General features: G+C 72.8%; 25 protein-coding genes and 3 pseudogenes. 18 read left to right on the top strand and 10 right to left on the bottom strand.

Translation table 11 applies throughout. From position 1 onward, the window contains the following. Window positions 1-9: 9 nt before the first annotated feature. On the bottom strand, window positions 10-1,143 hold the full coding sequence (pstS, locus tag AB0E98_RS18580) for a phosphate ABC transporter substrate-binding protein PstS (protein WP_361703534.1): 1,134 nt from the start codon (window positions 1,141-1,143) through the stop codon (window positions 10-12). A gap of 369 nt (window positions 1,144-1,512) precedes the next feature. On the opposite strand from pstS, the gene AB0E98_RS18575 reads away from it, so the two are divergent. Beyond that, the gene (locus tag AB0E98_RS18575; protein WP_361703532.1) at window positions 1,513-2,601 is read left to right on the top strand and encodes an NlpC/P60 family protein; all 1,089 of its coding nucleotides are present in this window, start codon (window positions 1,513-1,515) and stop codon (window positions 2,599-2,601) included. 348 nt (window positions 2,602-2,949) lie between these two features. Beyond that, window positions 2,950-4,179, top strand: a complete 1,230-nt coding sequence (locus AB0E98_RS18570) for a fused response regulator/phosphatase (RefSeq protein ID WP_361703530.1) — start codon at window positions 2,950-2,952, stop codon at window positions 4,177-4,179. 21 nt (window positions 4,180-4,200) lie between these two features. On the opposite strand, the gene AB0E98_RS18565 is transcribed toward AB0E98_RS18570, so the two are convergent. The 3 genes from AB0E98_RS18565 to AB0E98_RS18555 form a co-directional block, all read right to left on the bottom strand. Further along, window positions 4,201-4,542 carry a DUF2516 family protein gene (locus tag AB0E98_RS18565; RefSeq protein ID WP_361703528.1) on the bottom strand — a complete coding sequence of 114 codons (342 nt, stop codon included), beginning with the start codon at window positions 4,540-4,542 and terminating at the stop codon, window positions 4,201-4,203. Window positions 4,543-4,644: 102 nt separating this feature from the next. Next, window positions 4,645-5,268 (bottom strand): hypothetical protein, encoded by a 624-nt coding sequence (locus tag AB0E98_RS18560; RefSeq protein ID WP_361703526.1) that lies wholly within the window; start codon window positions 5,266-5,268, stop codon window positions 4,645-4,647. Between the two features lie 64 nt (window positions 5,269-5,332). Further along, the gene (locus AB0E98_RS18555; protein WP_361703524.1) at window positions 5,333-5,770 is read right to left on the bottom strand and encodes a helix-turn-helix transcriptional regulator; all 438 of its coding nucleotides are present in this window, start codon (window positions 5,768-5,770) and stop codon (window positions 5,333-5,335) included. A 159-nt stretch (window positions 5,771-5,929) separates the two neighbouring features. On the opposite strand from AB0E98_RS18555, the gene AB0E98_RS18550 reads away from it, so the two are divergent. The 7 genes from AB0E98_RS18550 to AB0E98_RS18520 all read left to right on the top strand — a co-directional run bounded on the left by AB0E98_RS18550 (window position 5,930) and on the right by AB0E98_RS18520 (window position 10,982). Then, entirely contained in the window at window positions 5,930-7,084 is a 1,155-nt protein-coding gene (locus AB0E98_RS18550) for an erythromycin esterase family protein (RefSeq protein ID WP_361703521.1), read from the top strand. A 116-nt stretch (window positions 7,085-7,200) separates the two neighbouring features. Next, window positions 7,201-7,434: a hypothetical protein gene (locus AB0E98_RS18545; RefSeq protein WP_361703518.1), complete on the top strand. Its 234-nt coding sequence runs from the start codon at window positions 7,201-7,203 to the stop codon at window positions 7,432-7,434. A gap of 220 nt (window positions 7,435-7,654) precedes the next feature. After that, complete coding sequence (locus AB0E98_RS18540) at window positions 7,655-8,503, top strand: putative protein N(5)-glutamine methyltransferase (protein WP_361703516.1); 849 nt, start codon at window positions 7,655-7,657, stop codon at window positions 8,501-8,503. Window positions 8,504-8,533: 30 nt separating this feature from the next. Further along, entirely contained in the window at window positions 8,534-8,935 is a 402-nt protein-coding gene (locus AB0E98_RS18535; RefSeq protein WP_361703514.1) for an AraC family transcriptional regulator, read from the top strand. 67 nt (window positions 8,936-9,002) lie between these two features. Further along, window positions 9,003-9,413, top strand: a complete 411-nt coding sequence (locus AB0E98_RS18530) for a VOC family protein (protein WP_358633077.1) — start codon at window positions 9,003-9,005, stop codon at window positions 9,411-9,413. Between the two features lie 60 nt (window positions 9,414-9,473). Beyond that, entirely contained in the window at window positions 9,474-10,256 is a 783-nt protein-coding gene (locus AB0E98_RS18525; protein ID WP_361703511.1) for a GNAT family N-acetyltransferase, read from the top strand. 66 nt (window positions 10,257-10,322) lie between these two features. Beyond that, window positions 10,323-10,982: a ScbR family autoregulator-binding transcription factor gene (locus tag AB0E98_RS18520; protein ID WP_361703508.1), complete on the top strand. Its 660-nt coding sequence runs from the start codon at window positions 10,323-10,325 to the stop codon at window positions 10,980-10,982. A gap of 25 nt (window positions 10,983-11,007) precedes the next feature. On the opposite strand, the gene dtd is transcribed toward AB0E98_RS18520, so the two are convergent. Further along, a complete protein-coding gene (gene dtd / locus AB0E98_RS18515) occupies window positions 11,008-11,433 on the bottom strand; it encodes a D-aminoacyl-tRNA deacylase (RefSeq protein WP_311613837.1) in 426 nt (141 codons plus the stop codon). A gap of 157 nt (window positions 11,434-11,590) precedes the next feature. On the opposite strand from dtd, the gene AB0E98_RS18510 reads away from it, so the two are divergent. The 5 genes and pseudogenes from AB0E98_RS18510 to AB0E98_RS18490 all read left to right on the top strand — a co-directional run. Next, complete coding sequence (locus AB0E98_RS18510; RefSeq protein WP_361703506.1) at window positions 11,591-12,268, top strand: AmfC protein; 678 nt, start codon at window positions 11,591-11,593, stop codon at window positions 12,266-12,268. A gap of 75 nt (window positions 12,269-12,343) precedes the next feature. Next, window positions 12,344-13,333, top strand: coding sequence for an asparaginase (locus AB0E98_RS18505; protein ID WP_361703503.1), 990 nt, complete (start codon window positions 12,344-12,346; stop codon window positions 13,331-13,333). 160 nt (window positions 13,334-13,493) lie between these two features. Then, window positions 13,494-14,747, top strand: coding sequence for a GNAT family N-acetyltransferase (locus AB0E98_RS18500; protein WP_361703500.1), 1,254 nt, complete (start codon window positions 13,494-13,496; stop codon window positions 14,745-14,747). Window positions 14,748-14,773: 26 nt separating this feature from the next. After that, window positions 14,774-15,155 (top strand): annotated as a pseudogene (locus tag AB0E98_RS18495) (DUF4158 domain-containing protein); the annotation flags it as partial. Beyond that, window positions 15,156-15,377, top strand: a pseudogene (locus AB0E98_RS18490) (Tn3 family transposase); the annotation flags it as partial. A gap of 65 nt (window positions 15,378-15,442) precedes the next feature. Here AB0E98_RS18490 and AB0E98_RS18485 read toward each other — a convergent pair. Beyond that, window positions 15,443-15,886: an RICIN domain-containing protein gene (locus AB0E98_RS18485; RefSeq protein ID WP_361703497.1), complete on the bottom strand. Its 444-nt coding sequence runs from the start codon at window positions 15,884-15,886 to the stop codon at window positions 15,443-15,445. Window positions 15,887-16,175: 289 nt separating this feature from the next. On the opposite strand from AB0E98_RS18485, the pseudogene AB0E98_RS18480 reads away from it, so the two are divergent. Together AB0E98_RS18480 and AB0E98_RS18475 are read left to right on the top strand one after the other, a co-directional pair. Continuing rightward, window positions 16,176-16,271, top strand: a pseudogene (locus AB0E98_RS18480) (recombinase family protein); the annotation flags it as partial. 143 nt (window positions 16,272-16,414) lie between these two features. Continuing rightward, the gene (locus tag AB0E98_RS18475) at window positions 16,415-17,008 is read left to right on the top strand and encodes an NAD(P)H-dependent oxidoreductase (protein ID WP_361703495.1); all 594 of its coding nucleotides are present in this window, start codon (window positions 16,415-16,417) and stop codon (window positions 17,006-17,008) included. Between the two features lie 48 nt (window positions 17,009-17,056). Here the strand turns inward: AB0E98_RS18475 and AB0E98_RS18470 are convergent, their stop codons facing one another. Then, complete coding sequence (locus AB0E98_RS18470) at window positions 17,057-17,863, bottom strand: SDR family oxidoreductase (protein WP_361703492.1); 807 nt, start codon at window positions 17,861-17,863, stop codon at window positions 17,057-17,059. A 105-nt stretch (window positions 17,864-17,968) separates the two neighbouring features. Here AB0E98_RS18470 and AB0E98_RS18465 point away from each other — a divergent pair, with 105 nt between their 5' ends. Further along, window positions 17,969-21,109, top strand: coding sequence for a BTAD domain-containing putative transcriptional regulator (locus tag AB0E98_RS18465; RefSeq protein ID WP_361703490.1), 3,141 nt, complete (start codon window positions 17,969-17,971; stop codon window positions 21,107-21,109). Between the two features lie 59 nt (window positions 21,110-21,168). Here AB0E98_RS18465 and AB0E98_RS18460 read toward each other — a convergent pair whose 3' ends face one another. Beyond that, window positions 21,169-21,558, bottom strand: a complete 390-nt coding sequence (locus tag AB0E98_RS18460; RefSeq protein ID WP_361703487.1) for an ArsR family transcriptional regulator — start codon at window positions 21,556-21,558, stop codon at window positions 21,169-21,171. 124 nt (window positions 21,559-21,682) lie between these two features. Here AB0E98_RS18460 and AB0E98_RS18455 point away from each other — a divergent pair, with 124 nt between their 5' ends. Continuing rightward, window positions 21,683-22,888: an MFS transporter gene (locus AB0E98_RS18455; RefSeq protein WP_361703663.1), complete on the top strand. Its 1,206-nt coding sequence runs from the start codon at window positions 21,683-21,685 to the stop codon at window positions 22,886-22,888. 341 nt (window positions 22,889-23,229) lie between these two features. Here the strand turns inward: AB0E98_RS18455 and AB0E98_RS18450 are convergent, their stop codons facing one another. Next, the gene (locus AB0E98_RS18450) at window positions 23,230-24,210 is read right to left on the bottom strand and encodes a folate-binding protein (RefSeq protein WP_361703485.1); all 981 of its coding nucleotides are present in this window, start codon (window positions 24,208-24,210) and stop codon (window positions 23,230-23,232) included. A 10-nt stretch (window positions 24,211-24,220) separates the two neighbouring features. After that, window positions 24,221-24,658 (bottom strand): transcriptional repressor, encoded by a 438-nt coding sequence (locus AB0E98_RS18445; RefSeq protein ID WP_361703483.1) that lies wholly within the window; start codon window positions 24,656-24,658, stop codon window positions 24,221-24,223. Window positions 24,659-24,676 lie beyond the last annotated feature (18 nt).

The following is a 24,676-nucleotide window of genomic DNA, read 5'->3' as shown; positions in this document are numbered from 1 at the left end:
GCGCCCGGGTCAGGAGAGGGTGGCGACGGTCTCGCGGACCTTCTTGGCGATCTCGGCGGGCAGCGGCGCGTAGCCGAGGCCCTTGAGGACGGACTGGCCGTCCTCGCTGACGATGTAGGTCAGGAAGGACTTGGTGGCCGGGAGGGTCTCGGCCTTGTTGCCCTTGTCGCCGACGATCTCGTACGTGACCAGGGTGATCGGGTAGGCGCCCTCGGCCTTGGTGGCGTAGTTGAGCTTGAGGGCGAGGTCCGTGCCGGTGCCGACGATCTTGGCCTCGGCGATCGCCTTGGAGGCGTTGTCGGAGGTGGCCTCGACCGGGGCGGCGGCGCCGGTGTTGAGCTTCACCGTCTTGATGCTGTTGGCGGTGGCGTAGCTCAGCTCGAAGTAGGAGATGGCGCCGGAGGTCTGCTTGACCTGCGAGGAGACACCCGCGGAGCCGTCGGCCGACTGGCCGCCCTTGGCCTTCCAGGCCTTGGCGGGCTCGTACGACCAGGAGGAGGGCGCGGCGGCCTTGAGGTACTTGGTGAAGTTGTCCGTGGTGCCGGACTCGTCGGAGCGGTGGAACGCCTGGATCTTCAGGTCGGGGAGCTTGGCGTCCTTGTTGAGCTTGGCGATCGCCTCGTCGTTCCACTTCTCGATCTTGCCGTCGAAGATCTTGGCGAGGGTGTCGGCGTCGAGGACCAGGCTGTCCACGCCCGGGACGTTGTAGCCGATGGCGATGGGGCCGCCGACCATGGGGAGGTTGATGCCCTGGCCGCCCTTGACGACCTCCTTGGACTTGGTGACCTCCTCCGGCTTCAGCGCCGAGTCGGAGCCCGCGAAGGCCGTCTTGCCCTGGAGGAACTCCTGGACGCCGGCGCCGGAACCCGTGGCCTTGTAGTTGATCTGGGTGTCCTTGCAGGCCGCCGAGTAGTTCTTGACCCAGAGCTCCATGGCGTTCTTCTGTGCGGAGGAGCCGGAGGCCAGCAGCTGGCCCTTGCCCTCGCACTTGATGTTGCCCGCCGCCTTGGTGGAGTCGCCGCCGCCCGTGGAGCCGCTGCCGCTGTTGTCGTCCGAGCCGCACGCCGTGAGCACCAGGGCGCTGGAGACGGCGATGGCGCCGAGAGCGACGGTGCGAAGCCGGTTCTTGCGCTGAAGCTTCACTTTCGGATGTTCCTTCCGGGAGCCGCCGCTGGGGCGGCGTGCGAGAGGTGTCGGTGCGAGCGGTCCTGCCCGCACCCTCTACTCGGCGAAATTAGGCAGATCAGGTGAAGCGGTTGATGGGTGAGAGTGAACGGAGGGTGAACCTCACCCGTCAGGGTGGTTGCCCGCATGCAGGTCCGGTTCTTTTTGCAGTGTGACGCAGGTCTCTATCGATTTGACGCCAGGCATGGCAGCATCCGAATTTCGCGTGACGGTATGTCAGGCGTGGGGGTGAAGGCGCGGAGGTGGCCGGTGGGGTGTCCTGACAGGCGGAACGACGACCGTACGGGCGATGGCGGTGCGGGGGGCGGCCGAGGACGCCGGCGGCGCGTGGCGGTGGCGACCGCGCTCGTGTGCGCGGCCGGGCTGGCGGTGCTGGGCGCGCCCGGCGTGACGTACGCGGCGCCCGGACCGACGCCGGACCCGACGCCGTCCATATCTCCGTCCGCCTCGGCGGGCGTGGCGGCGGACGACGCCACCCGGCGTCTGGAGACCATCCACAAGGAGGTGGAGGAGCTCTACCGCAAGGCCGAGACCGCCACCGACGCCTACAACGCCGCAGGTGAGCAGCTGCGCCTCCAGGAGAAGTCGATCGCGGATCTCACGCGCCGGCTGGAGGCGGCCCAGAAGCGCATGGACACGCTGCGCACCCAGGCGGGCGCCCTGGCCCGCGCCCAGTACCGCAGTGGTGGCTTCAACCGCACCCAGCTCTTCCTCAGCGGGTCCCCCGACTCCTTCCTCGGCAATGTCTCCCTCGCCCGCAAGGGCGAGCAGGCCACCCGCCGGCTGCTGACCGACGTCACGGCCACCAAGGCGGAGCTGGAGCGCTACACCAAGGACGCGGGCGAGCGCTGGAAGGCGCTGGACGCGGAGAAGAAGAAGCGGGAAGCCGCGAAGAAGGAGATCCAGGAGCGGCTGGACGCCGCCAAGCAGCTGGAATCACGACTCGCGGCGCAGGAGAAGGAGAGACTTCGGCTGCTGGAGGAGGAGCGGGCCCGGCAGGCCCAGGACCGCTGGCTCGCCTCGGACGCCGCCAGGCAGCTGACCGGACGGGGCTCCGTCGCGGCGACCGGCGACGCCGCCCGCGCGATCGACTTCGCGACCGCACAGATCGGCAAGGACTACGTCTGGGGCGCGGAGGGCCCCGACACCTACGACTGCTCCGGCCTCACCCTCAAGGCCTGGGCCGCGGCGGGCCGGGCCATCCCCCGCACCTCGCAGGAGCAGTGGCGGCAGCTGCCCAAGGTCGACGTCAAGGACATGCGCCCCGGCGACCTGGTCATCTACTTCACGGACGCCAGCCACGTGGGCATGTACATCGGCGACGGCCGGATCGTCCACGCCCCGCGGCCGGGCCGGCAGGTCACCGTCACGGGCGCGGGCTCGATGCCGGTGCTCGGGGTCGTCCGGCCGGGGTGACGAGGGTCGTCCGGCCGGGGTGACGGCGGCCGTACGGTCAGGGTGACGGCGGTCGTGCGCGGGGTGCCGCCGGGCCCGTACGCCGGGGCGGCGGCGGCCCCTCCGGGGCGTGGCCGGGCGACCGGCGGCGGCTCGACCATCAGCTCGTAGGACGGTCCGCTTGTCCTTGCGCGGGCGTCAACTACCCTCACTCGTAAGGCATATGACGGAGGCGGGTGGCTGCGTACCATTCCGTTCGGGCGGGCTCTGGCGCTAGGGTCACGTTCTGTACTCGTCTGTCGGCGAGGTGCCGCGCCCCTGGGGCAGGGGCACCCCCTGGTGGTGGCCGGGGGAGGAAGGACCGAAGCGATGCCCGTATCCGTGCCCGGGCCGGCGGAGCCGCCCGCCATGCCGCCCGACGGCGGGCTGACGCTGCTGGTGATCGAGGACGTCCCGGGCGGGGCGCTGTCCGGCACCGGCATGGCGGAGATGACCGGTACGGCCGAGGGGCCCGTACGCATCCGGACCGCCCGCAATCTCACCGAGGCGGAGCGGCTGCTCACCGACGACGTCCAGTGCATCCTCCTCGACCTCGCCCTCCCCTCCAGGGCCTACAGCCCGGGCCGCGGCCACGAGCTCGACACCCTGCGCCAAGTGCTGCGGCTGGCCCCGCACCAGGCCGTTCTGGCGCTGACCGCCGAGACCGACGCCGCGCGGGCGGCGGAGGCGGTCCGGGTCGGCGCGCAGGACTACCTCTTCCGCGACGAGCTGGACGGACGGGTGCTCAGCCGGGCCATCCGCTATGCCGTCGAGCGCAAGCGCGCCGACTTCGACCGGCGGCAGCTCACCGAGACCCGGCTGCGCGCCCAGGAGAACGCCCGGCTGGAGCGCGGCCTGCTGCCCCATCCGCTGCTGGCCGGCTCCGAGCTGCGCTTCGCCGCCCGCTACCGGCCCGGGCGCAGCCGCGCCCTGCTCGGCGGGGACTTCTACGACACGGTCCGCACCGCCGACGGCACCGTCCACGCGATGATCGGCGACGTCTGCGGGCACGGCCCGGACGAGGCGGCGCTCGGGGTGGAGCTGCGCATAGCGTGGCGGGCGCTGACGCTCGCCGGGCTGTGCGGGGACGAGCTGCTGGCCACCCTCCAGCAGGTGCTGGAGCACGAGCGGGCGGACGAGGAGGTCTTCGCGACGCTGTGCGCGGTCGACATCGCCCCGGACGGGCGCTCGGCCGCGCTCTGCCTCGCCGGGCACCCGGCGCCCCTGCTCGTACGCCCCGGGCACGCCCCGGCCCTGCTGCCGCAGGAGGACGGCGGCCCGGCGCTGGGGCTGCTCTCCGCCGCCCGCTGGCCGCACCGCGAGATCCGGCTCGGGGAGGCGTGGAGCCTGATGATGTACACGGACGGCCTGGTCGAGGGCCGGGTGGGCGAGGGCACGCGGCGGCTGGGCCAGGAGGGGATGATCGAGCTGGTCACCCGCCAGCTGAAGGAGGGCCTGGCCGGGGAGGAACTGCTGGAGGAGGTCGTGACGGAGGTGCGGGCGCTCAACGGTGGCGACCTGACGGACGACCTCGCGGTGCTGCTGCTCGCCCGGGGCTAGGGCCGGCCGGGGGAAGAGGGGTCAGCGGCCGCCGTTGTACGGGCCGTACGGGCCGTCCGAGCTGGAGCCCCGGCGGCGCGGGCCGCCGCGTCCGGAGGCCTGCCGCAGGGCGGGGCGCACGTCGACCATGTAGACGATCGTGGCGATCAGGCCGAGGATCGGCAGGAAGTTCAGGATGCCGAAGAAGAGGTTCACGGCGACCGCGACACCGAGGATGATCAGCCAGAAGCCCTTGGACTGCTTGTCCGCGGCCCGGTAGGTGTCCTCCCGGCGGACGGCCGCGTCGACGAAGGCGACGACCGTGAAGACGAGCAGGCCGATCGACACCCAGTACAGGATCTCGCCGAAGCCTTCCACCAGCATGCCGCTCACCTCTCAGTGTGTCCGTTGCCCACCGTACCCGGAGAACGATCCGGGCACGTGGTGTGTGCCCGGATCGATTCGCTCGCTGCCGCGCGCCGCGGGCTAGGCGTCGTCACCGGCCTTGGCGTCCGCCTTCTTCGCGCCGGCGGGCTTGCGGGCGGCGGTCCGGCGGGCGGCGGGCTTGGACGCGTCGTCCGAGCCGTCCGAGCCGTCCGTGCCGTCCGAGCCGTCGGTGGCGGCGGGCTCCGAGGATCCCTCGGCGGGCTGTCCGTCCTTGGCGCCGCCGTCGCTCTCCGCGCTGCCCGGCTCCACGGCGACGGCGATCTCGGAGAACCCCTCGGCGGCCTCGCCGCGCCAGGTCTTCACGGCCGTGCGCCCGCGCTCGGCCAGCTTCTCGAACTGCTCACCGGCCTGGGCGGCCGCGGCGACGACCTGCCCGACGCCCTGGAGCGCCAGGTCCTGGGCCTTCTGGCCGAGCTTCTTGGCGTCGGTGTCGACGGTCCCGACGAACTCGGTGACCTTGGTGGTCACCTGGGTCTGGACCTGCTTGGCCTGCTGCTTCACCCGCCCGCCCAGCTCCTTGGGGTCGGTGTTGCGCAGCTGCTCGATGCGCCCGGGGGCCTCGGCGACGAGCTGCCCCGCCTTCTCCGCCGCGAGGTCGGCGATGCCGGCGGTGACGTAGAGGGTGTCGGTAGCCGTCTTGCGGATGTCCTGAGTGAGGGCCATGGCGAAGGGTCTCCCGGATCGGCTCGAAGGTTTGCTCTTGAGGCTCTTAAGACTCTTAAGCCTTTTAAGGATTGCTCTGGTCGTCGTCCGTCTTGCCCGTGCCGCTCGTCCCGCCCGCGCCGCCGGTTCCGCTCGGACCGGCCTGCTCGGGCGTCGTGAGGGCGTTCTCCTTGCGGAAGGACTCGTAGATCTGGAGCAGTACCTGCTTCTGCTGCTCGGTGATCGAGGGATCGGCGAGGATCACGCTGCGGACCTCCGCCTCCTCCCGGTCCCGCTGGTCGAGGATCCCGGCCTGCACGTACAACGTCTCGGCGGAGATCCGCAGCGCCTTGGCCAGCTGCTGGAGGATCTCGGCGCTCGGCTTGCGCAGGCCGCGCTCGATCTGGCTGAGGTACGGGTTGGACACTCCGGCGGCATCCGCGAGCTGCCGCAGCGTCAGCTGCGCGGTGCGCCGCTGCTCGCGGAGGTACTCGCCGAGATTGCCGACGTTGAGTGATGCCATGCAGCCGATGCTGCCGCAGCTTGCTAACTATTGCAAGCGGATGCTTGCAATAGTTTTCCGCCAGTCACCGTCCGTCAGTCGCCGTCCGACGGTCATGTGACCGGGCGCACTGCTTGGGCCCTTTGACCTCAACCATGCTTTAGGTAAGAGGCTGAGGGCATGAACAGTGACACCGCCGCCCCGCTGTCCGACGCCACGCTCGATGAGCTCGCCGAGACGATCGCCGCCGATGCGACGGTCGTCGGCATCGGGGAGTCCACCCGATTCTCCCGGGAGACCTTCGGGGTGCGGGAACAGCTCTTCCGTCGGCTCGTCCAGCACCACGGGTTCCGGGCACTGGCCGTACAGGACGGCGCCGGTGCCGCCGCCGACCTCGACGGGTACGTGCGCACCGGCGAGGGTTCGGCCGAATCCGCCCTCGACGGCGCCTGGCGCCCCTGGCGCACCGCCGAGATGGCCGCGACGTTGGAGTGGATACGGGCGTTCAACAAGGACCACCCCCACGACCCCGTCCGGATCTTCGGTGTGAAACCCGTACAGGCGCGGTCCGAGGACTACGACGCCGTCCTGGATCACATACGTGAATCGGCCCCGGAACGGTGGGCGGAGGCGGCATCCCATCTGGAGCCGATCCGGACCGCCCACCGCGTCGATGAGCACGTGCAGCGCGCTCGGGGGACGCACCCGGGGCGCCCGTTCGCCGACCACGCCCGCGACGCGCTCGCGCTCGTCCGGTCGTTGCCCGGTGTCGACCACGCCGACGGCATCGTGGCGCGCATGCGTCTGATCGCGGACTTCCACGAACGCAGTGTCGCGGGGAGCGGCAACTACGCGGGCGACGCTGTCGTATGTGCCGATGCCATCGGTGACCACCAGCGTCGGACGGGCCGGCGAGTGGTCTACTGGGACGGGATCGCTCACACATCGGCGGCCGCGGTGACCATGGGGTCGGCGCCCGAGCGCGGTCCGCAAGCGAGCGCCGGCAGCCTGCTGCGCGAGCGATTCGGCACGCGGTATGTCTCCGTGGCCATCGGTTTCCATCACGGGGACGTCGGTGTCGCCACCGTCCCGGAGCCGGCCGGGGATCTGATCGACGCGATGCTGGGCGAGGCGGATGCGGCCGCCCACTGGCTGGACCTGCGTCTCGACGCCGTACGCCGCCGATGGGACGGCCCCGCGAAGGCCCGCGTCATCAGCGGGGTCTACACCCCGCTGCGTGACGCCGCCGAACACATCGCCGTCGCCGGTCTTGCCGACGCGTTCGATGTGCTCATCCACATCCGCCAGGTGTCCCCGGTGCGATGGCTGCCGTGAGCGTCACAAGTCTCAGCCACAAGTCTCAGTCACAAGTCACTGTCTGTGTATGGCCAACCGCCCTAATTCGTCGCTATGTTCGCTTCGTTCACCACCATCACGAATGGAGCAGAACGATGAGACGTCGTCTGGTTTCTCTCGCGTTACTGGGATCCGCCCTCACCATGGGCCTCGGCCTCGCCGGTGCCGGTACCGCCTCGGCCGCCACGCCCGCCACTTCCGCGGCGGTGTCCGGCATTCCCACGGTGAGCCCGCGGGAGTGCGTCGCGGGCGGCGGCCAGATCGTTTTCCGCTACATCTACCTGGCCTGCGTCGGCGGCAAGTACGACGGCTACCACATAGGGGCCTGACCGTCGCCGTCCGAGGCGGGGAACCGGGCGTGGGCGTGCGGTAACCTTGCCGCCCCCGGCCGGTTCGAGCCGGTGTCATACGGGTCTTGAGAAGGGCCCGGGCCGAAGGAGGTGAGACCGATCAACGCTGTGTCAGGTCGGGTGCTCTCGTCCCGCGACGCCTTGGTCGCGCCGGTCTAGGTGGACCGGGAGGGCGCCCTTCGGATCCCGAAAGGCCCCCGTGTCGGTTTCTTTCGCCGCTTCCGCGGCTCTGCTGCATTCCTTTCGCAACACCGTCATCTCCTCGCTGCGCGCCGCCGGTTGTGTCTTCGCCGAGGACGAGGCGGATCTGATCCTCTCCGCGGCGGGCTCGCCGGACGAGCTCCGTGCCATGGTGGACCGGCGGGCGGCCGGGCATCCGCTCGAACACGTCGTCGGCTGGGCCGAGTTCTGCGGACTGCGGATCGCCGTCGACCCCGGTGTCTTCGTACCGCGCCGCCGTACCGAATTCCTCGTCCGGCAGGCCGTCGCCCGCGCCCTGGGCCGTGGCCCGGACGTGGTCGCCGTGGACCTGTGCTGCGGGTCCGGCGCGCTGGGCGCGGCTCTGGTGGCCGGGGTGGGGGAGGCCGGGGTGGGGACGGACGTCGCGCTCCACGCGGCCGACATCGACCGCGCCGCCGTGCGGTGCGCGCGCCGCAATGTGGCCGCGTTCGGCGGGCGGGTCCTGGAGGGCGACCTCTACGCGCCACTGCCCGCCGCGCTCCGCGGCCGCGTCGACGTCCTCCTCGCCAACGCCCCCTATGTCCCCACCGAAGCCATCGGACTGCTGCCCGCCGAGGCGCGGGTCCACGAGGCGCGGGTGGCGCTCGACGGCGGCCCGGACGGGCTCGACGTCCAGCGCCGCGTCGCGGCCGGGGCCGCGCGCTGGCTGGCGCCCGGCGGGCATCTGCTGATGGAGACGAGCGAGCGGCAGGCGTCCCGTACGGCCCGGACCTTCGCGCGGGGCGGGCTGGTCCCGGAGGTCGCCCGCTGCGAGGAGCTGGGCGCCACCGTCGTCATAGGGACGCTCGGGGCGTTCCCCCAGCGCTGACCTGCGCTTCCACGCCCGCCATATGGTGGGATGAGCGCTGTGAACCGTGCCGTCGAGGACACCAACCGCCGGATGCTGAGGGCGCGGGACGCCATGGACCGCGCTTACGCGGAGCCGCTGGACGTTCCCGCCCTCGCCCGTATCGCCCATGTCTCCGAGGCGCATTTCAGCCGGACCTTCCGGGCCACGTTCGGGGAGACCCCGCACCGCTACCTCCAGCGGCGCCGCGTCGAGCGGGCGATGTTCCTGCTGCGCGAGAGCGGGCGCGGCGTCACGGACATCTGCTTCGAGGTCGGCTTCGGCAGCCCGGGGACGTTCAGCAGGACGTTCCGGGACATCGTCGGCATGTCGCCCCGGGAGTACCGCAAGCAGGCGGTCGCGCAGCATGTGCCCACGTGCTTCGCGATGGCCTGGACGCGGCCCGGCTCGTAGAGAGCGGTTCTCGTAGAGAGCAGTTTTGGATAAGTTTTCGGGCCGGTGGCCGAATAGCGTTGTCCTCATGTTCAACGCCATCACGCACTCGCAGATTTACGTCCTCGACCAGGACGAGGCCCTCGACTTCTACGTCGGCAAGCTGGGCCTGGAGGTCACCGCCGACATCCCCCTGGGCTTCATGCGCTGGCTGACCGTCGGCGTCCCCGGTGACGCCGGCCGCCAGATCCTGCTGGAGCAGCCGGGCGGGCCGATGATGTCCGACGAGACGGCGGCGCAGGTGCGCGATCTGGTCACCAAGGGCGCGATGGCCGGCTGGCTCATCCTCACCACGCCGGACTGCCACAAGACCTACGAGACGCTGCTGGCCAAGGGCGTCGAGTTCACCGAGCCGCCGACCGAGCGCCCGTACGGGATCGACTGCGGCCTGCGCGACCCGTTCGGCAACCGCATCCGCTTCACCCAGCCGAAGGTCTGACGGATCGCGGGCCTTTCTAATTCCGTTGCCCCGCGCTCCGCTTGGTGCTGGGGTGTGCGGATGGACAAGGACACGGTGGCGGCGCTCCTGCCGTTCTACGACCGCGAGATGCGCGAGGGCGTCCGGGCCGACGGGCCCGGTGCCCGCGTCGAGCGCGTCGGCGGGGTCGTCCGGCACGTCGGCGCGGACGCCGACGGCTGGAACGGCGTCGTCTGGTCGGACCTCGACGAAGCCACGGCGGACGCCGCCATCGCGGAACAGGTGGCGTACTTCGCCTCCCTCGGCCGAGAGTTCGAGTGGAAGCTCTACGGGCACGACCTGCCGACCGACCTGCCGCAGCGCCTGTCGGCGGCCGGTTTCGTGGCCGAGCCCACGGAGACGGTGATGGTCGCCGCCATCGCGGACCTGCCGGCCGGCTCGGGGCCCCCGGAGGGGATCCGGCTGCTTCCCGTCACCGACGCGGCCGGCGTCGACCTCGCGGTGGCCGCCCAGGAGCGGGCGTTCGGCGAGGCCCGGGAGCAACACCGGAAGCTCCTCCTCGACCAGCTGGACTCGGACGTTCCGCTCGCGGTCGTCGCCATGGCCGGGGACGTTCCGGTGAGCGCGGCGCGGATGGAACTTCACCCCGGGACGTCCTTCGTGAGCCTGTGGGGCGGCGGCACCGTGCCGGAGTGGCGGGGGCGGGGCGTCTACCGCGCGCTCGTCCACCACCGGGCGCGGCTGGCGGCCGGGCGGGGATACCGCCATCTGCACGTCGACGCGTCGGCGATGAGCCGGCCGATCCTGGAACGGCTGGGGTTCGTGGGGCTGGGGACGACCACGCCGTATGTCTACGTGCCGTGAGAACCCGCGGCTCCGGCCGCAGCCCTGGACGCGGAAATATACCTGCCAGAAGGTATATTGACCCCCATGGTGAACGAATCGGCTGAGTGCGCCTCGACGACCGCGTTCCCGCCGCGGAGGATCGACTGCGCCCGGGGGCCCGCCCCCAAGCAGGACCGGTCGATCCGCACCAAGGCCCTCGTCCTGCGCGCGGCCGCCGAACTCTTCGCCGCGCGCGGTTTCCGGCACACGTCCGTGAACGACGTGGCGGACCGGGTGGAGATGACCAAGGGCGCGGTCTACTTCCACTACCCGTCCAAGGAATCGCTCGCCGTCGCCGTCGTCGAGCAGCACTACGCCCGCTGGCCCGAGCTGCTGGAGGAGATCCGGGAGCAGGGCCTGTCCCCGCTGGACACCGCCGCGGAGATGCTGAACCGGGCGGCCGTCGCCTTCCGCGACGACGTCGTCGTCCAGGCGGGCGCCCGGCTCCAGCTCGAACGCCCGGAGATCGACGCCACGCTCCCCACGCCCTACGTCGACTGGACCGAGCTGCTCACCGGGCTGCTGACGGCCGCGCGCGACGAGGGCCGGCTGCGCGAGGGCGTCGACCCGGCGGCGGCCGCGCGCTCGCTCGTCGCGGGCTTCTTCGGCATGCAGCACATCTCGGACGTGCTGGAGCACCGGGCCGACATCGTGGAGCGGTGGCGCGAGGTGGGCGGGCTGATGTTCTTCGCGCTCCGCGCGTAGCGCCCGCGGGACGAAAGCGGGTTCCTCAGATCTCCAGCAGCACCGTGAACGGCCCGTTGTTCGTCAGCGACACCTTCATGTCCGCCCCGAACACCCCCGTCTCCACCCGCGCCCCCAGCGCCCGCAGCTGTGCGACCACCTCGTCGACGAGGGGCTCCGCCACCGGGCCCGGGGCCGCCGCGTTCCACGTGGGGCGGCGCCCCTTGCGGGCGTCACCGTAGAGGGTGAACTGCGAGATCACGAGCAGCGGTGCCCCCACGTCCGAACAGGACTTCTCGTCCTGGAGGATCCGCAGGCTCCACAGCTTCCGCGCCAGCTGCGCGCAGCGCTCCGGCGTGTCGTCGTGCGTCACCCCGACCAGCACGCACAGGCCCTCGCCGACGATCTCGCCGACCACCCGGCCGTCCACGGCGACGCTCGCCCCGTCCACCCTCTGCACCACAGCACGCATACGGACCATGATGCCCTGCGCCCATTCAGGTCCGTTCGGGCGGAGAGGCCCTGCGCACCGGGCGTACCGAATGGCACGATGCGTGCAAGGCGGTGCTCCTCGCGGGCATCGGCAAGGTGATCCGGCCGCGCACCGCCGCCCGAGGGGACGGAACCGCATGACGAAGGACCTCACGGAGGGCTTCACGGAAGGCCTTACGGAAGGCCTTACGGAAGGCCTCACCCAGGGCCTCACGGACCTCGAAGAGCTCAAGCGGCTCAAGGACTTGAAGGGCCTGACGGCAGTGGACAGCTTGCAGGCCAGACCCCCGAGCCAGCGCACCGGGCGGCAGGCGGACGTCCCCGGGCGGCGGCTGAACGAGCTGCGGCTGGCCGAGCTGCGGGCGATGCGCCGGGACGCCCGGCAGGACGAGGCGGACCTCAGCTATGTGCGGCGGCTGCTCCAGGGCCGGATCGACATCCTGCGGGCGGAGCTGGCGCGCCGGGCGACGCCGGGGTCCCCGCTGGTGGAGCGGCTGCTGGTGGAGCGGCTCTCGGAGATCCTGGCGGACGGCCCGTCCACCCACCGTTCCTCGGCCCGGCATGTGACGCTGGGCACCCCGCACAGCGAGGAGTACCGGCGGCTGGCCGAGGACATGCTGTCGGAGGTCGAGCTGTCCGACCTGGGCGCCCGTACGGACGGGGAGCTACGGGCCGGTATGGGGCGGCTGGTGGCGTACGAGCGGCAGGTCTCCCTGCGCCGTCAGGGATTGCAGCGCACCACGGACGATTGCAGTGCCGAGATCGCACGCAGGTACCGTGAAGGGGAAGCGCAAGTGGACGACCTGCTCTCGTGATCGTGTGACACCTCTGGCACCACGGACCACCGGGCGGCCCCCGCACCACCGACCCCACCCCCCGGAAGGCCGACGATGACCTCCTCGACCCTTGACGCCACCGCGGCGTCGCCCGGCATATCCCGGCTGTCCCCGGTTCTCGCCGAGGTCGTCCGCTCCGGCTTCGTCGAGGGCGTGCACCGCGGCTCGCTGGTGCTGCTGGCCGCCGACGGCAGTGTCGAGCTCGCGTTCGGCGACCCCGCGGCCCCGGTCTATCCGCGTTCCGCCAACAAGCCGATGCAGGCGGCCGCCGTGCTGCGCGCCGGGCTGGAGCTCTCCGGGGAGCGGCTGGCGCTGGCGGCGGCGAGCCACTCCGGCGAATCGTTCCACCTGGAGCTGGCGCGGACGATGCTCGGCGAGTTCGGCCTCTCCGAGGAGCACCTCCAGACCCCGCCCGACCTGCCGCTGGACCCGGTCGAGGCGGAGGCGTACCTGGCCTCGGGCCTGGCCCGCCACAAGGTCACCATGAACTGCTCCGGCAAGCACGCGGCCATGATCGCCGCCTGTGCGGCCAACGGCTGGCCCACCGAGACCTACCTCGACCCCGACCACCCCCTCCAGCGACTCGTCCTCGACGTCGTGGAGGCGGTGACCGGCGAGCCCGTGCACCACATGGGCACGGACGGCTGCGGCGCGCCCCTGATGGCGCTCTCCCTCACCGGCCTGGCCCGGGCGTTCCGCTCCTTCGTGCTGGCCGCGCCGGGCACGCCGGAGCGCGCGGTGGCCGACGCGATGCGGGCCCACCCCGAGTACGTCGCGGGCACCCGCCGTCCCGACACCTGGATCATGCGCGAGGTGCCGGGCGCGCTGTCGAAGATGGGCGCCGAGGCCGTGCAGGCCCTGGCCCTGCCGGACGGCCGGGCGTTGGCCTTCAAGATCGACGACGGGGCGGCGCGCGCCATGGGGCCCGTGCTGGCCCGCGCTCTCGCGCTGCTGGGCGTCGACTCGCCCGTCCTCGCCCGGATCGCCGAGGCGCCGCTGCTGGGCGGCGCACAGCGGGTCGGGGAGATCCGCGCCGCGTTCTGACGCGCGCCGCGTTCTGACGCGCGCCGCGTTCTGGCGCGCGCCGCGTTCTGACGCGCGCTTTCTGAGGGCTTCCTTCCGTCTGGGCAGGTCCTGTTACGGATCATTGACGGTCGTAGGAAATCGCGTGCGGCCCGGACGGGCCCGCCCCTAGCGTGCTCGCATGAACGCGAGCACCGGCATCGAGATCCGCACGATCGGCGACGACGACGTGACGGCCTGGACGCGCGCCATGCACGCCGGTTTCCTCCGGCCCCCCGTGGTCTCCAAGGAAGAGGTCGAGATACGTCGCGCGGGGATGGCTCTCCACCGCACCCAGGGGGCCTTCGACGACGGGCGCTGCGTGGCCACCTTCCGCACCTTCGCGCAGCGGCTCACCGTGCCGGGCGGGGCGTCCGTGGCGACCAGCGCGGTCTCCAACGTGACCGTCTCGCCCACGCACCGCCGGCGCGGGCTCCTCGGCCGGATGATGGCGAACGACCTGCGGGCGGCCAAGGAGCGCGGCGAGGCGGCGGCCACGCTGATCACCGCCGAGTGGCTCATCTACGGCAGGTACGGCTTCGGCCCCGCCTCCTGGATCACCGAGTGGGAGGTGGACGTGGCCGCCGCGGGCCTGGACCGCCGCTACGCGGGGCCCACGGACGGCGGGCGCGTCGACTTCGTGGACCCCGGCACGGTGCGCGAGCTCGGCCCCGCCCTCCACGAGCGGCTGCGCGCGACCCGGCCCGGCTTCGTCGACCGTGACGAGCGCTGGTGGCGGCGGGCCACGGGCGACCTCCGCCCGGCCGGCCGGCCGTGGACCGAGCCGTTCTACGTCCTGTACCGCGCCCCCGACGGCGGTGTCGAGGGCCTCCTCGCCTACACCGCCGAGGACACCTGGGAGGCCAAGCGCCCGCACGGCACCGTCTCCGTGCTCGACCTGATCGCGGTGAGCACCGAGGCCGAACGCGCCCTGTGGCACTTCCTGCTGTCGGTCGACTGGATCACCACCGTCCGCTCCGGCTTCCGCGCCCCCGACGACCTGCTCCCGCTGTTGCTGCCCGACCCGCGCGCGGCCAAGGTCACCACGCACGCCGACCTCCTGTGGCTGCGCCCGCTGGACGTGCCGGCCCTGCTGGAGGCCCGGACGTACGCCCAGCCCGGCGCGCTGGTCGTCGAGGTCGCCGACCCGGACGGCTACGCGGGCGGGCGCTTCCTGCTGGAGGCGGGGCCGGACGGCGCCCGCTGCACGGTCACCGCGCGTCCGGCCGATCTCGCCCTCGCCGCGCGCGACCTGGGCGCCCTGTACCTGGGCGACGAGTCCGTCGTACGGCTGGCCGCGCTGGGCCGGGTCGCCGAGGAGCGGCCGGGCGCGGCGGCGCGTGCCGAGCTGATGCTGCGCACAGCCCGGCGGCCGTGGTGCCCGGACGTCTTCTGAGCCACCGGCCCCGGCCGTTCCTGGGTGAGGACCCGCTCGCGGTGCCGTGGGAGGTCGTGGAGTACCTGGCCGGGCAGCCTGGCATCGAGGATGCCTCGTGCGTGAGCGTAATCCGGAGCGGCGCAGGGCGCCGTATGAGCACGCGCGAGAGATCCAGGAGCGGTTCAAGTACCGGGACTTCACCGACCGGCGGTGCGGGGCCGCGGCTTCCTGTACGGGCGGGCGTGGACGCACGCCGAGGGGCCGGTGGCCCTGTTCAGCCACGCGGTGACGTGGCTGCGGAAGAACCGGGTGCTGCTGCCGGGCGTCTCGGTGTTGGCCCGGCAGGTGCAGGTGGCCCGCACGGTGGCGGAGCGGCGCCTGTACGAGGCAGTGGCCCGTGCCGCGCACCGGGCCGGTCCCGCGCTCGTGCTGATGGGCCGGCAGCTCACGGTGCGGGAGTCCCGCCACCGGCTCGCCCGCGCCATCTGCCACGGCGGCCGGGGCCAGATCCGCCAGGCGTACCGTGAGGACCAGCTCGCCGCCCTCGGCCTCGTCCTCAACGCCGTGGTCTTGTGGAACACCCGCTACCTCGACGCCGCCGTCACCCGGCTCCGCGCCGAGGGCCACGACATCGAGGACGAGGACGTCGGCGACGCGGACTGGCGTCGCGCCTCTCGCCGGGGCCCCGCTGCACCCGGTCCGCCGTACTGCCCTTAAAACTCTTCTGCCTCTTCGAACTGCCAGCACTGGTGCGTGCCGTCCGATTTAGACCACAGTCGTACCGGTGTTCCTGGGGCAGGGTTTCCATAGCCCTCCAGGTCGAGATTGAGCTCGCTGAATTGACCCCGAGCGTACACGCGGTAAATTGATGAGTCTTTTTCGTCAGAATAGATTTCCCACTCGACTGGGCTGTCCGCCAGGGTGACGAGGGTTCCGTCCGCAACGCGGCCACTGCTAATGGCGAGGTATCTACCCGTCGCCACGTTCCGCAAGGTCCACGCGCTGTCGGCCTGAGCCGCCTCCCAGTGCATAAGGTCATCGCCGGGCTCGTAGTCATCCCCGACAATGGACGCATTGTCCTCCTCGCGCGATGCCATGCAGGTCCCCGACTTTGCGTTCACCAGGCTGTAGGTACGCCCTGATTCGATGCTGGCCATGTTTCATGTCCTTTGGTAGTAACGGCGTCGCCCCTTCGCCGGGCCGAGCGAGGCATTCCGAGCAAGCACCGGGACTTGGCGCCTCGGATGATCTCGTGCATATCGGCCAATAAGGGGTGTTTCGGCCAGTGTCGTGCAGTGTGCTCGGGTACTCAAGTAACTGGTGGTCGTGTCTCTCCGGGGGCAGGGATCGGGCGGGAACTCGGGTCGGTCGCGTCTCGCGGGCTCGGTACGCGCGGGTTCGTCTCGGCGAGAGGGATCGGCCGGGGGGGCCTCCGCTGACACCGTCGGCCGGCTCGTCTTCCACGTCTCCGCCGCACTCGCGGAGTTCATCCGCGAACCGATCGTGATCGGAACCAACGAGGGCCTGGCCGTCGCCCGCGCCTCGATCGCGCCCGGGCGCCGCACAAGGCGCCCGGAAATCCGCGCTTGACCTCAACCATGCTTGAGGTAAGAGGCTTCTTCCCAGCGGCCCGCCACCGGCCCGCACCGATTGAGCCCCGTGAAGTGCCGAGAAGAGGACCCGTCATGTCCGAGACCCGTTACCGCCTCGCCGTCGTCGTCGCGTCGACCCGTGAGGGCCGCTTCGGCCCGACCGTCGCCGAGTGGCTCGCCGACCAGACCGCACGGCGCGACGACATCGACGTCGACGTCATCGATCTCGCCGAACACCCGCTTCCCGTCAGCCTGTCCAAGGACCCGGGCCCCGAGGCCGCCGCCGCGCTGGCCGCCGTGACCCCGCGGCTGGCGGCGGCCGACGCCTTCGTCGTCATCACGCCCGAGTACAACCACAGCTACCCGGCGTCCCTGAAGAACCTCATCGACTGGCACTACACCCAGTGGCAGGCCAAGCCGGTCGCCTTCGTCTCCTACGGCGGCCTCTCCGGCGGTCTGCGCGCGGTCGAGCACCTGCGCCCGGTCTTCGCCGAACTCCACGCCGTCACCATCCGCGAGACCGTCAGCTTCCACAGCCCCTGGGGCAAGCTGGACGCCACCGGACGCCACCTGGACGAGGAGGCGGGCGAGCTGGCCGCCGGTGCCGCGAAGGTGATGCTGGATCAGCTCTCCTGGTGGGCCGTCTCCCTGCGCGAGGCCCGCGCGACCCGTCCGTACGGCGCGTGAGCCCGTGTTCCCGGCCGGGGCCAACCGGCAGGCGCCAACGGGCAGGCGCTAACCGGCCGGGAACACGGCGATGCTCTGCGCCAGCCCGCCGTCCACCGGCAGCTTCACACCGGTGGTGAACGTCGCCTCGGTGGCCAGGAACAGCGCGGCCCGCGCCACCTCGTCGGCCGAGCCGTGCCGACCCATCGGCGTGGCGGCGTCGCCCAGCTCCCTGAAGTGCAGCCGCTCCTCGTCGGACATGTCGGCCACGCCCATGGTGGGAGTGTCGATGAAGCCGGGGCACACGGCGTTGACCCGGATGCCCTGCCCGGCCAGCTCGGCGGCCAGCACCTGCGCGAACGCCCACACGGCGGCCTTCGACCCGGAGTAGACGCCCATGCCCGGCGCCCCCATGGAGTCCGCGACGCTCGTGGTGAACACGATCGCCCCGCCCTCGCGCAGCAGCGGGATCATCCGCTGAGCCGTGAAGAACGCCCCCTTCGCGTTGACCCCGAACTGCCGGTCGTAGGACTCCTCGGTGACCTCCGTGACCGGGCCGGGCTCCGAGACCCCGGCGTTGACGAAGAGGTAGTCGACATGGCCGAGGACCTCCTCGGCCGTCGCGCCCAGCGCGGCGATGTCGTCGAGGCTGGTGGTGTCGGAACGGACGACGTGGGCGTGGGCGCCGAGCTCCTCCTGCGCTCTGAGCAGGTTTCCGTCGTTCAGGCCGGTCAATAACACCTCCGCCCCGCCTGCGATGAGGCGTCTGGCGATGGCCAGCCCCATGCCCATGGTTCCCCCGGTGATGACGGCCTTCCTACCGCCGTAACGAGGCTTGTCGGTGAACGCGTCCGTGGATTCGATGGAAATCGCCATGACCGTACTCTTTCGTGTCCCACTGACGCCCCGCTGCGGAAGGACTGACGGTCCACGGTCATGTCTGCCCGGCCGGGAGGGGCGCGCTGGGTTACGGTCATCGGCATGCGGTTCGGGGTGCTCGGTCCACTGACGGTGTGGGACGAGGCAGGGGATGCGGTCACGGTGCGCGAGGCGAAGGTCCGCGCGCTGCTGACGGACCTTCTGGTGCACGAAGGCCGGCCGGTCCCCACCGACCGGCTCGTCGACGACCTGTGGGGCGGCGTGCCCCCCGGCAACCCCGCCAACGCCCTCCAGGGCAAGGTCTCCCAGCTGCGCCGGGCCGTCGGCCGCGACCGCGTCGTCCACACCCCGCCCGGCTACCGGCTCCACCTGGACACCGGCGACACCGACGCCGACCGCTTCCAGACCCTCGTCGCCCGCGCCCGGGCCGTCACCGCCCCCCGCGAGCGCGCCGCGCTGCTCACCGAGGCGCTGGGCCTGTGGCGCGGCCCGGCCTACGCCGACTTCGCCGACGCCGCGTACGTCCGCGCGGCCGCCCTGCGGCTGGAGGAACTCCGGCTGACCGCGCTGGAGGAACAGGCCGAGGCCCGGCTCGAACTGGACGAACACGGCCGCCTCGCCGGGGAGCTCACCGCGCTCGTCGCCCGGCACCCGCTGCGCGAACGGCTGCGCGCGGTCCAGATGCGCGCCCTGTACCGGGCCGGACGGCAGAGCGAGGCCCTGGCCTCCTACGCCGGGCTGCGCGAACGGCTCGCCCGCGAACTGGGCCTGGACCCGGGACCGGAGCTCACCGCCCTCCGCCAGGCGATCCTCACCCAGGCCCCGGAACTCACCGGCCGGGCCCCCGCCCTGCCGTCCGGCCCGGCGGCCGTCCGCACCAACCTCCCCGCCCCCCTCACCGAACTCATCGGCCGCGAGGACGCCATGGCGGAGGTGACCGCCCTGCTCCGCGCCGGACGCCTGGTGACGCTCACCGGGCCGGGCGGCGTCGGCAAGACCGTCCTCGCGGTCGAGGCCGCGGGCCGGCTCGCGGGCGGCCGCCTCGACGAGGTGTGGCTGGCGGAGCTGGCCGGGCAGCACGGCGACGCCGACTCCCTGGCCGAGGTGATCGCCGGGGTCATGGGCGTACGCGACGACAGGGCGCCGCACGGCGCGCCCGCGCCGCTGTCGGCCGTGGAACGCCTCGCCCAGCGGCTGCGCGACCGGCGGGCCCTGCTGATCCTCGACAACTGCGAACAGGTCATCGAGGCAGCCGCCGAGCTCACCGACCGGCTGCTGCGGGCCGCGCCCGGCCTGCGCGTCCTGGCCACCAGCCAGGAGCCGCTGGGCCTGCCCGCCGAGACGGTGCGCTCCGTGGAACCGCTGCCGCAGGCCGACGCGGTACGGCTGTTCACGGTCCGCGCGGCCGCCGCCGCCCCCGGCTTCGTCCTGGACGACCGCAGCAGGGACGCCGTCGACGTCATCTGCCGCCGCCTGGACGGCCTCCCGCTCGCCCTGGAACTCGCCGCCACCCGCGTCCGGGCGCTGGGCGTGCGCGAGCTCGCCTCGCGACTGGACGACCGCTTCGGCGTCCTGACGGGCCGTCGTCGGGGCGCGCCGCGGCGGCAGCAGACGCTGCGGGACGTCATCGACTGGAGCTGGGGGCTGCTGACCGTCCCCGAACGGACCGTGCTGCGCCGGCTGGCCGCGCACACCGACGGCTGCACGCTGGCGGCCGCCGAGGCCGTCTGCGCGGGCGAGGGCGTCGCGCGCGAGGACGTACTGGGCCTGCTGGCCCGGCTCGTCGACCGGTCCCTGGTCCTGGTGACCGACGTCGACCGGGGCCCCCGCTACCGGCTGCTGGAGTCCGTCGCCGTCTACGCCACCGAGCGGCTGCGCGAGGTCGCGGACGAGACGTGCGTGCGCCGGCGGCACCTGCGCTACTACGCCGACCTCGCCGAGCGCGCCCGCCCGTATCTCCACGGCGCCGAACAGCGCGAGTGGCTGGGCCGGCTGGACGCCGAGAGCGGCAACATGCGCGCCGCGCTCGACACGGCTGTGCGCGAGGGCGCGGCGGACGAGGCCCGCCGGCTGGTGGGCTCCCTGGCCTGGTACTGGCTGCTGCGCGGCCGGCTGGGCGAGGCGCGCCGCCGGGCGGCGGAGGCCCTGTCGACCGGCGAGTCCGACGAGATCCGGGCCGTGCACAGCGGCTTCGCGCTGCTCTCGGGCCACCGGGCCGAACCGCCGCCGTACGAGGGGCTGGACGGGCCGGGCGTCCGGTCCAGGGCCCGCTGGTTCCTGGCGTACGCCCTGTTCAACACCGGTGACCTGGCCGCCAGCGAGAAGCAGACGGAGCTGGCGCTGGCGGGCTTCCGGGAGCACGGCGACCGCTGGGGCGTCGCGGCCGCCCTCGCCCTGCGCGCCACGCACGCGATGATCCGCGGCGAGCTGGCCGCCGTCCGGCGCGACGGCGAGGCCAGCGCGGCCCTCTTCCGGGAGCTGGGCGACCGGTGGGGCCAGCTCCAGAGCGTGGCCCCGCTGGCGACCCTGGCCGAGATCGGCGGGGACTACGCGCGGGCCGAACGGCTGCTGAACGACGCGCTGATCATCGCGGAGGACCTGGACCTGGCCACCGAGGTCTCCCTCCTGCTCTCCCACCTCGGCCGGATCGCCCTGCTGACCGACGCCCCGGGCGCGGCCCGGGCGCTCCACGAGCGGGCCCGGCGGACGGCCGTGGCCCAGGGCTTCAAGTTCGGTGAGATCCACGCCGAGCTGGGCCAGGCGCTGTCGGCCCGGCGGGAGGGGGACCTCACCACTGCGGAAACGATCCTGCTGAAGATCCGGGACTGGTACGACGCGGTGTCGGCGGAGCCGGGCAATCCGCTGGTCCTCGACGAACTGGGCTTCGTCGCCGAGCTGCGCGGCGACGCGGTCGCCGCGTGGCTGCTGCACCGGGAGGCGCTCGGCATCGCCCGGCTGATCGGCGATCCGCGCGCGATGGCCCTGCCCCTGGAGGGCCTCTCCGGCGCCGCCGCGCTCGGCGGCGACCCCGGGCTGGCCGCGCTCCTCCTGGGCGCCGCCGCGAGCGCCCGCGCCTCGGCGGGCGCCCCCCTGCCGCCCGCCGAACGCGGCGACGTCGACCGCGTCACGGCGGGCGCGCGGGCGGCCCTGGGCGAGGAAGCGTTCGGGGTCGCCTTCGACCGGGGCGCCCGGCTGGGGCTGTCGGTGCTGGGGGTGCCGCGGGCGCCGCTGGGGGGCGCGTAGGCCGTACGGCCGGGGGCCGGGGGCCGGGGGCCGGGGGCCGGCGTCGGCGTCGGCGTCGCTCAGGGAGCGGGCGTGGGCGTGGGCGTCCAGGCGGCGACCAGGGCGAGCAGGCCGGGGAAGCGGGCGTCGAGGTCGTCGACGCGGACGTGGCTGCGGCGCTCCAGCCCGTACTGCCGCTGACGGGTGACGCCCGCCTCGCGGAGGGCCTTGAAGTGGTGGGTGAGCGAGGACTTGGGGCGGTCCAGCCCGAACCAGCCGCAGGGGTGGTCGAACCGCTCCGACTCCAGGAGGAGTTTGCGGACGATCCCCATGCGCAGGGGGTCGCTGAGCGCGCCCATGACCGTCTCCAGGCGGATCTCGTGGGCCGCGGGCTCCGGGAGGGGCTCCGGCAGGTCGTCGGGGGTGGGCAGGACCTTGATGACCTTGCCGGTTCCGGCTGTTGACGCCATGACCGCTCCCTCGCAGCGTGCCGTTTTCTTGTACGAGTCTGATCGTACTGCATGCTAAGTTCGACTCGACTCGTACTGGAGCTCGCCAAGGGGGACCCCTGTGACCATCACCCGTCCTGCGCCCGTGGAAGCGGCGGCGGCCGGTGCGCCCGCCACCGCCCCGGCCCGGTGGATCTGGCTGGCGGCCTGGCCCGTCACAGCGGTTTTCGTCCTCTCCAACGCGGCGACACCGCTGTACGGGCTGTGGCAACGCGACATCGGCTTCTCCAAGGGCACGATGACCGTCGTCTTCGCCTGCTACATCGTGGGCCTCATCGGCTCGTTGCTGGTCTCGGGCGTGGTCTCCGACCGGGTCGGCCGCAAGCCGGTCCTGCTCCCGGCGCTGGGGCTGGCGGTGCTGGCCTGCGGCATCTTCGCCACGGCCACGTCGGTGGTCGCGCTGATGGCGGCCCGTCTGTTCACGGGCGTCGCGGTCGGCGCGGTGGTCTCCGCGGGCATGGCGGCGGTGACGGACGTCGCCGGCCCCGGCCGCAAGCGCCTCGGCGCACTGCTGGCGTCCTGCGCGATGGTGCTCGGCGCGGGCCTGGGGCCGCTGCTGGCCGGTGTGCTCTCCGAGACGCTGCCGGGCCCGACGGCGACCGTCTTCCTGGCCGAGATCGCGCTGCTCGCCCTGGCGTTTGTGACCGTGCTGCGGATGCCGGTTTCCCGGCCGTCCTCGGCTACGGCTACGGGTGAGGGTGCCTGGATCCGGCTGCCCAAGGTGCCGCGGGGCGCCGGGCGTCAGCTGCTCCTCGGGATCGCGGTGTTCGCCCCCGGCATCACGTCGACGTCCTTCGTGCTCTCGCTCGGTCCGTCGCTGTTGTCCGGTCTGCTGGGTACCACCAGCCGTGTGGTCGCGGGTGCGATGGCCTTCGTGATGTTCCTCGCGGCCACGGGGGTGCAGTTCGCGGTGAAGGGGCTGCGGGTGCGGGCGATTCTGCTGGGCGGGGCGGGGAGTGTTGTGGCGGGCATGGTGGCTCTCATGGCCGCCGTGTGGACGTCGTCCGTCGCCCTTCTGGCCGCCGCCGCGGTTCTTGCCGGCGCGGGTCAGGGCATGGGCCAGCTCGGCGGCCTCTCCCTGCTGAACTCCACCGTCCCCGGCGACCGCCTCGCCGAGGCCAACGCCGCCCTGAACGTGGGCGGATACGTTCCGGCGGGAGCTCTGCCTGTCGCGGCGGGTTACTTGAGCGACGGGGTCGGGCTGACGGGCGGGGCGACGACGTTCGCGGTGGCGCTCGCCGCTTTGGCGGTGGGGGGTGGGGTGGTCGTGCTCGGGCGGGCCCGCGACTGAGCCGTCCCCGGCCCCGCCCTTTCCCCGTTTACCGGGGCTGCCGCCCCGGCCCCCGCCCCTCGCTCCTCCGGGGGTTGCCGCCCCTGGCTCCCGCCGCCGGCCTCCGGGGGCTTCGCCCCGGGCCCGGGCGAGGGTGCTCAGGTCCTGCGCAGCCGGGGCCCCGCGCCGGCTGCGCCCGCCCGGGCCGCGCCGCCCCTGGCGAGGGCGAAGCCCCTCGCTCGCCCCGGGCCGCGCCAGCCCGCCCAGCGGGCCGGGAGTGCGAGGCGGGGCGGGGGCTCGCCCCCGGGAGACGCGGGGACTCACCCGCCCCCGTCGAAGCCCAGCCGCACGGCGCCGTGGCGTTACGGCTCGACCACGACCTCCTGCGCCGCCGCCGTTCCCTCGCCCACGAGCAGCGCCGCGTCCACCGGGACGTTCCGCTTCACCAGGGCCAGGGCGATCGGGCCCTGCTCGTAGTGGCGTGCCGATGTCGTGACGAAGCCGAGCTGGCGGCCCTCGGGGCCGTCGGAGGCCAGGCGGACCGGGGCGCCGTGGGCCGGGAGGGTGACCTCGCTGCCGTCGAGGTGGAGGAAGACCAGGCGGCGCGGCGGCTTCCCCAGGTTGTGGACGCGGGCCACCGTCTCCTGGCCGCGGTAGCAGCCCTTCTGGAGGTGGACGGCCACGCCGATGAGGCCCAGCTCGTGGGGGATCGTCCGGTGGTCGGTCTCCAGGCCGAGCCGCGGGCGGTGGGCCTCGACGCGCAGGGCCTCGTAGGCGAGGATGCCCGCCGCCGGGCCGTGCGCGGCGGCGAAGGCCGGCAGGTCCGCGCGTGGCAGGAAGACCTCCCGGCCGTGGGACGTCTCGCGGGCCACGACGCCCTCGGGCGTCTCCGCGATCGAGCCGGCCGGCAGGTGGACCACCGCGATGTCGTCCGTCCGGTCGGCGACCTCGACCCGGTAGAAGAACTTCATGCTCTCCAGGTAGGCGATGAGCGCCTCCCGCGTGCCGGGCTCCACGTGCATCCAGGTCGTCTCACCGTCGTCGACCAGGTACAGGGCGTGCTCGATGTGGCCGTGCGGGGAGAGGATCAGGGCCTCCGTGGCCTGCCCCGCCGGGAGCTCGCTCACGTGCTGGGTGACGAGCAGGTGCAGCCAGCTCAGCCGGTCGGAGCCGGTGACGGTCAGGACGTCCCGGTGCGAGAGGTCCACGAAACCGGCCCCGCCGGCGAGCGCGCGCTGTTCGCGGAACAGGTCGCCGTAGTGCGCGGCGACCCCTTCGTCCGGCCCCTCGGCGGGGACGGCGCCGGGCAGCGACAGCAGCGGGCTCTTCGATTGACGCAGCATGGGGCCAAGCCTACGGCTCGGGGTCCGGCGCCTTCGAGGAGCAGTCGGCGCACCGGCCGAAGATCGCGAAGTGCTTCATGTCCGTCTCGAAGCCGAAGGTCTCGCGGAGCTTCGCGGTGAAGTCCGCCGCGACCGCCAGGTCGGCCTCGACGACACCCGTGCAGTCCCGGCACACGAGGTGTATGTGGTCGTGCCGGTCGGCGAGGTGGTAGGTCGGCGCCCCGTGCCCGAGATGGGCATGGCTGACCAGCCCCAGCTCCTCCAGCAGCTCCAGCGTCCGGTAGACCGTCGAGATGTTCACCCCGCCCGCGGTCCTGCGGACCTCGGTGAGGATGTCGTCCGGCGTCGCGTGTTCGAGCCGGTCCACGGCTTCCAGGACGAGCTGGCGCTGCGGGGTCAGCCGGTAGCCGCGCTTACGGAGGTCGCTCTGCCAGTCGGTGTCCACCACGCTCCCAGTCTAGGCAGC

The organism is Streptomyces sp. NPDC037389 (genome assembly GCF_040636475.1).
Classification (GTDB): Bacteria; Actinomycetota; Actinomycetes; order Streptomycetales; family Streptomycetaceae; genus Streptomyces; species Streptomyces hesseae.
The sequence above is the reverse complement of the archived record's forward strand: the minus strand, read 5'-3'. Positions and strand labels throughout refer to the sequence as shown.

Excerpts from the sequence above, each read along its gene's own strand:
- AB0E98_RS18550 (WP_361703521.1), top strand. The coding sequence starts at position 5,930 with ATGAACAGTGACACCGCCGCCCCGCTGTCCGACGCCACGCTCGATGAG.
- AB0E98_RS18500 (WP_361703500.1), top strand. The coding sequence starts at position 13,494 with ATGAACGCGAGCACCGGCATCGAGATCCGCACGATCGGCGACGACGAC.
- AB0E98_RS18565 (WP_361703528.1), bottom strand. The coding sequence starts at position 4,542 with ATGCTGGTGGAAGGCTTCGGCGAGATCCTGTACTGGGTGTCGATCGGC.
- AB0E98_RS18545 (WP_361703518.1), top strand. The coding sequence starts at position 7,201 with ATGAGACGTCGTCTGGTTTCTCTCGCGTTACTGGGATCCGCCCTCACC.
- AB0E98_RS18485 (WP_361703497.1), bottom strand. The coding sequence starts at position 15,886 with ATGGCCAGCATCGAATCAGGGCGTACCTACAGCCTGGTGAACGCAAAG.
- AB0E98_RS18525 (WP_361703511.1), top strand. The coding sequence starts at position 9,474 with ATGGACAAGGACACGGTGGCGGCGCTCCTGCCGTTCTACGACCGCGAG.
- AB0E98_RS18535 (WP_361703514.1), top strand. The coding sequence starts at position 8,534 with ATGAGCGCTGTGAACCGTGCCGTCGAGGACACCAACCGCCGGATGCTG.
- AB0E98_RS18505 (WP_361703503.1), top strand. The coding sequence starts at position 12,344 with ATGACCTCCTCGACCCTTGACGCCACCGCGGCGTCGCCCGGCATATCC.
- AB0E98_RS18460 (WP_361703487.1), bottom strand. The coding sequence starts at position 21,558 with ATGGCGTCAACAGCCGGAACCGGCAAGGTCATCAAGGTCCTGCCCACC.
- AB0E98_RS18570 (WP_361703530.1), top strand. The coding sequence starts at position 2,950 with ATGCCCGTATCCGTGCCCGGGCCGGCGGAGCCGCCCGCCATGCCGCCC.
- AB0E98_RS18470 (WP_361703492.1), bottom strand. The coding sequence starts at position 17,863 with ATGGCGATTTCCATCGAATCCACGGACGCGTTCACCGACAAGCCTCGT.
- AB0E98_RS18530 (WP_358633077.1), top strand. The coding sequence starts at position 9,003 with ATGTTCAACGCCATCACGCACTCGCAGATTTACGTCCTCGACCAGGAC.
- AB0E98_RS18520 (WP_361703508.1), top strand. The coding sequence starts at position 10,323 with ATGGTGAACGAATCGGCTGAGTGCGCCTCGACGACCGCGTTCCCGCCG.
- AB0E98_RS18510 (WP_361703506.1), top strand. The coding sequence starts at position 11,591 with ATGACGAAGGACCTCACGGAGGGCTTCACGGAAGGCCTTACGGAAGGC.
- AB0E98_RS18555 (WP_361703524.1), bottom strand. The coding sequence starts at position 5,770 with ATGGCATCACTCAACGTCGGCAATCTCGGCGAGTACCTCCGCGAGCAG.
- AB0E98_RS18475 (WP_361703495.1), top strand. The coding sequence starts at position 16,415 with ATGTCCGAGACCCGTTACCGCCTCGCCGTCGTCGTCGCGTCGACCCGT.
- AB0E98_RS18450 (WP_361703485.1), bottom strand. The coding sequence starts at position 24,210 with ATGCTGCGTCAATCGAAGAGCCCGCTGCTGTCGCTGCCCGGCGCCGTC.
- AB0E98_RS18465 (WP_361703490.1), top strand. The coding sequence starts at position 17,969 with ATGCGGTTCGGGGTGCTCGGTCCACTGACGGTGTGGGACGAGGCAGGG.
- AB0E98_RS18560 (WP_361703526.1), bottom strand. The coding sequence starts at position 5,268 with ATGGCCCTCACTCAGGACATCCGCAAGACGGCTACCGACACCCTCTAC.
- dtd (WP_311613837.1), bottom strand. The coding sequence starts at position 11,433 with ATGCGTGCTGTGGTGCAGAGGGTGGACGGGGCGAGCGTCGCCGTGGAC.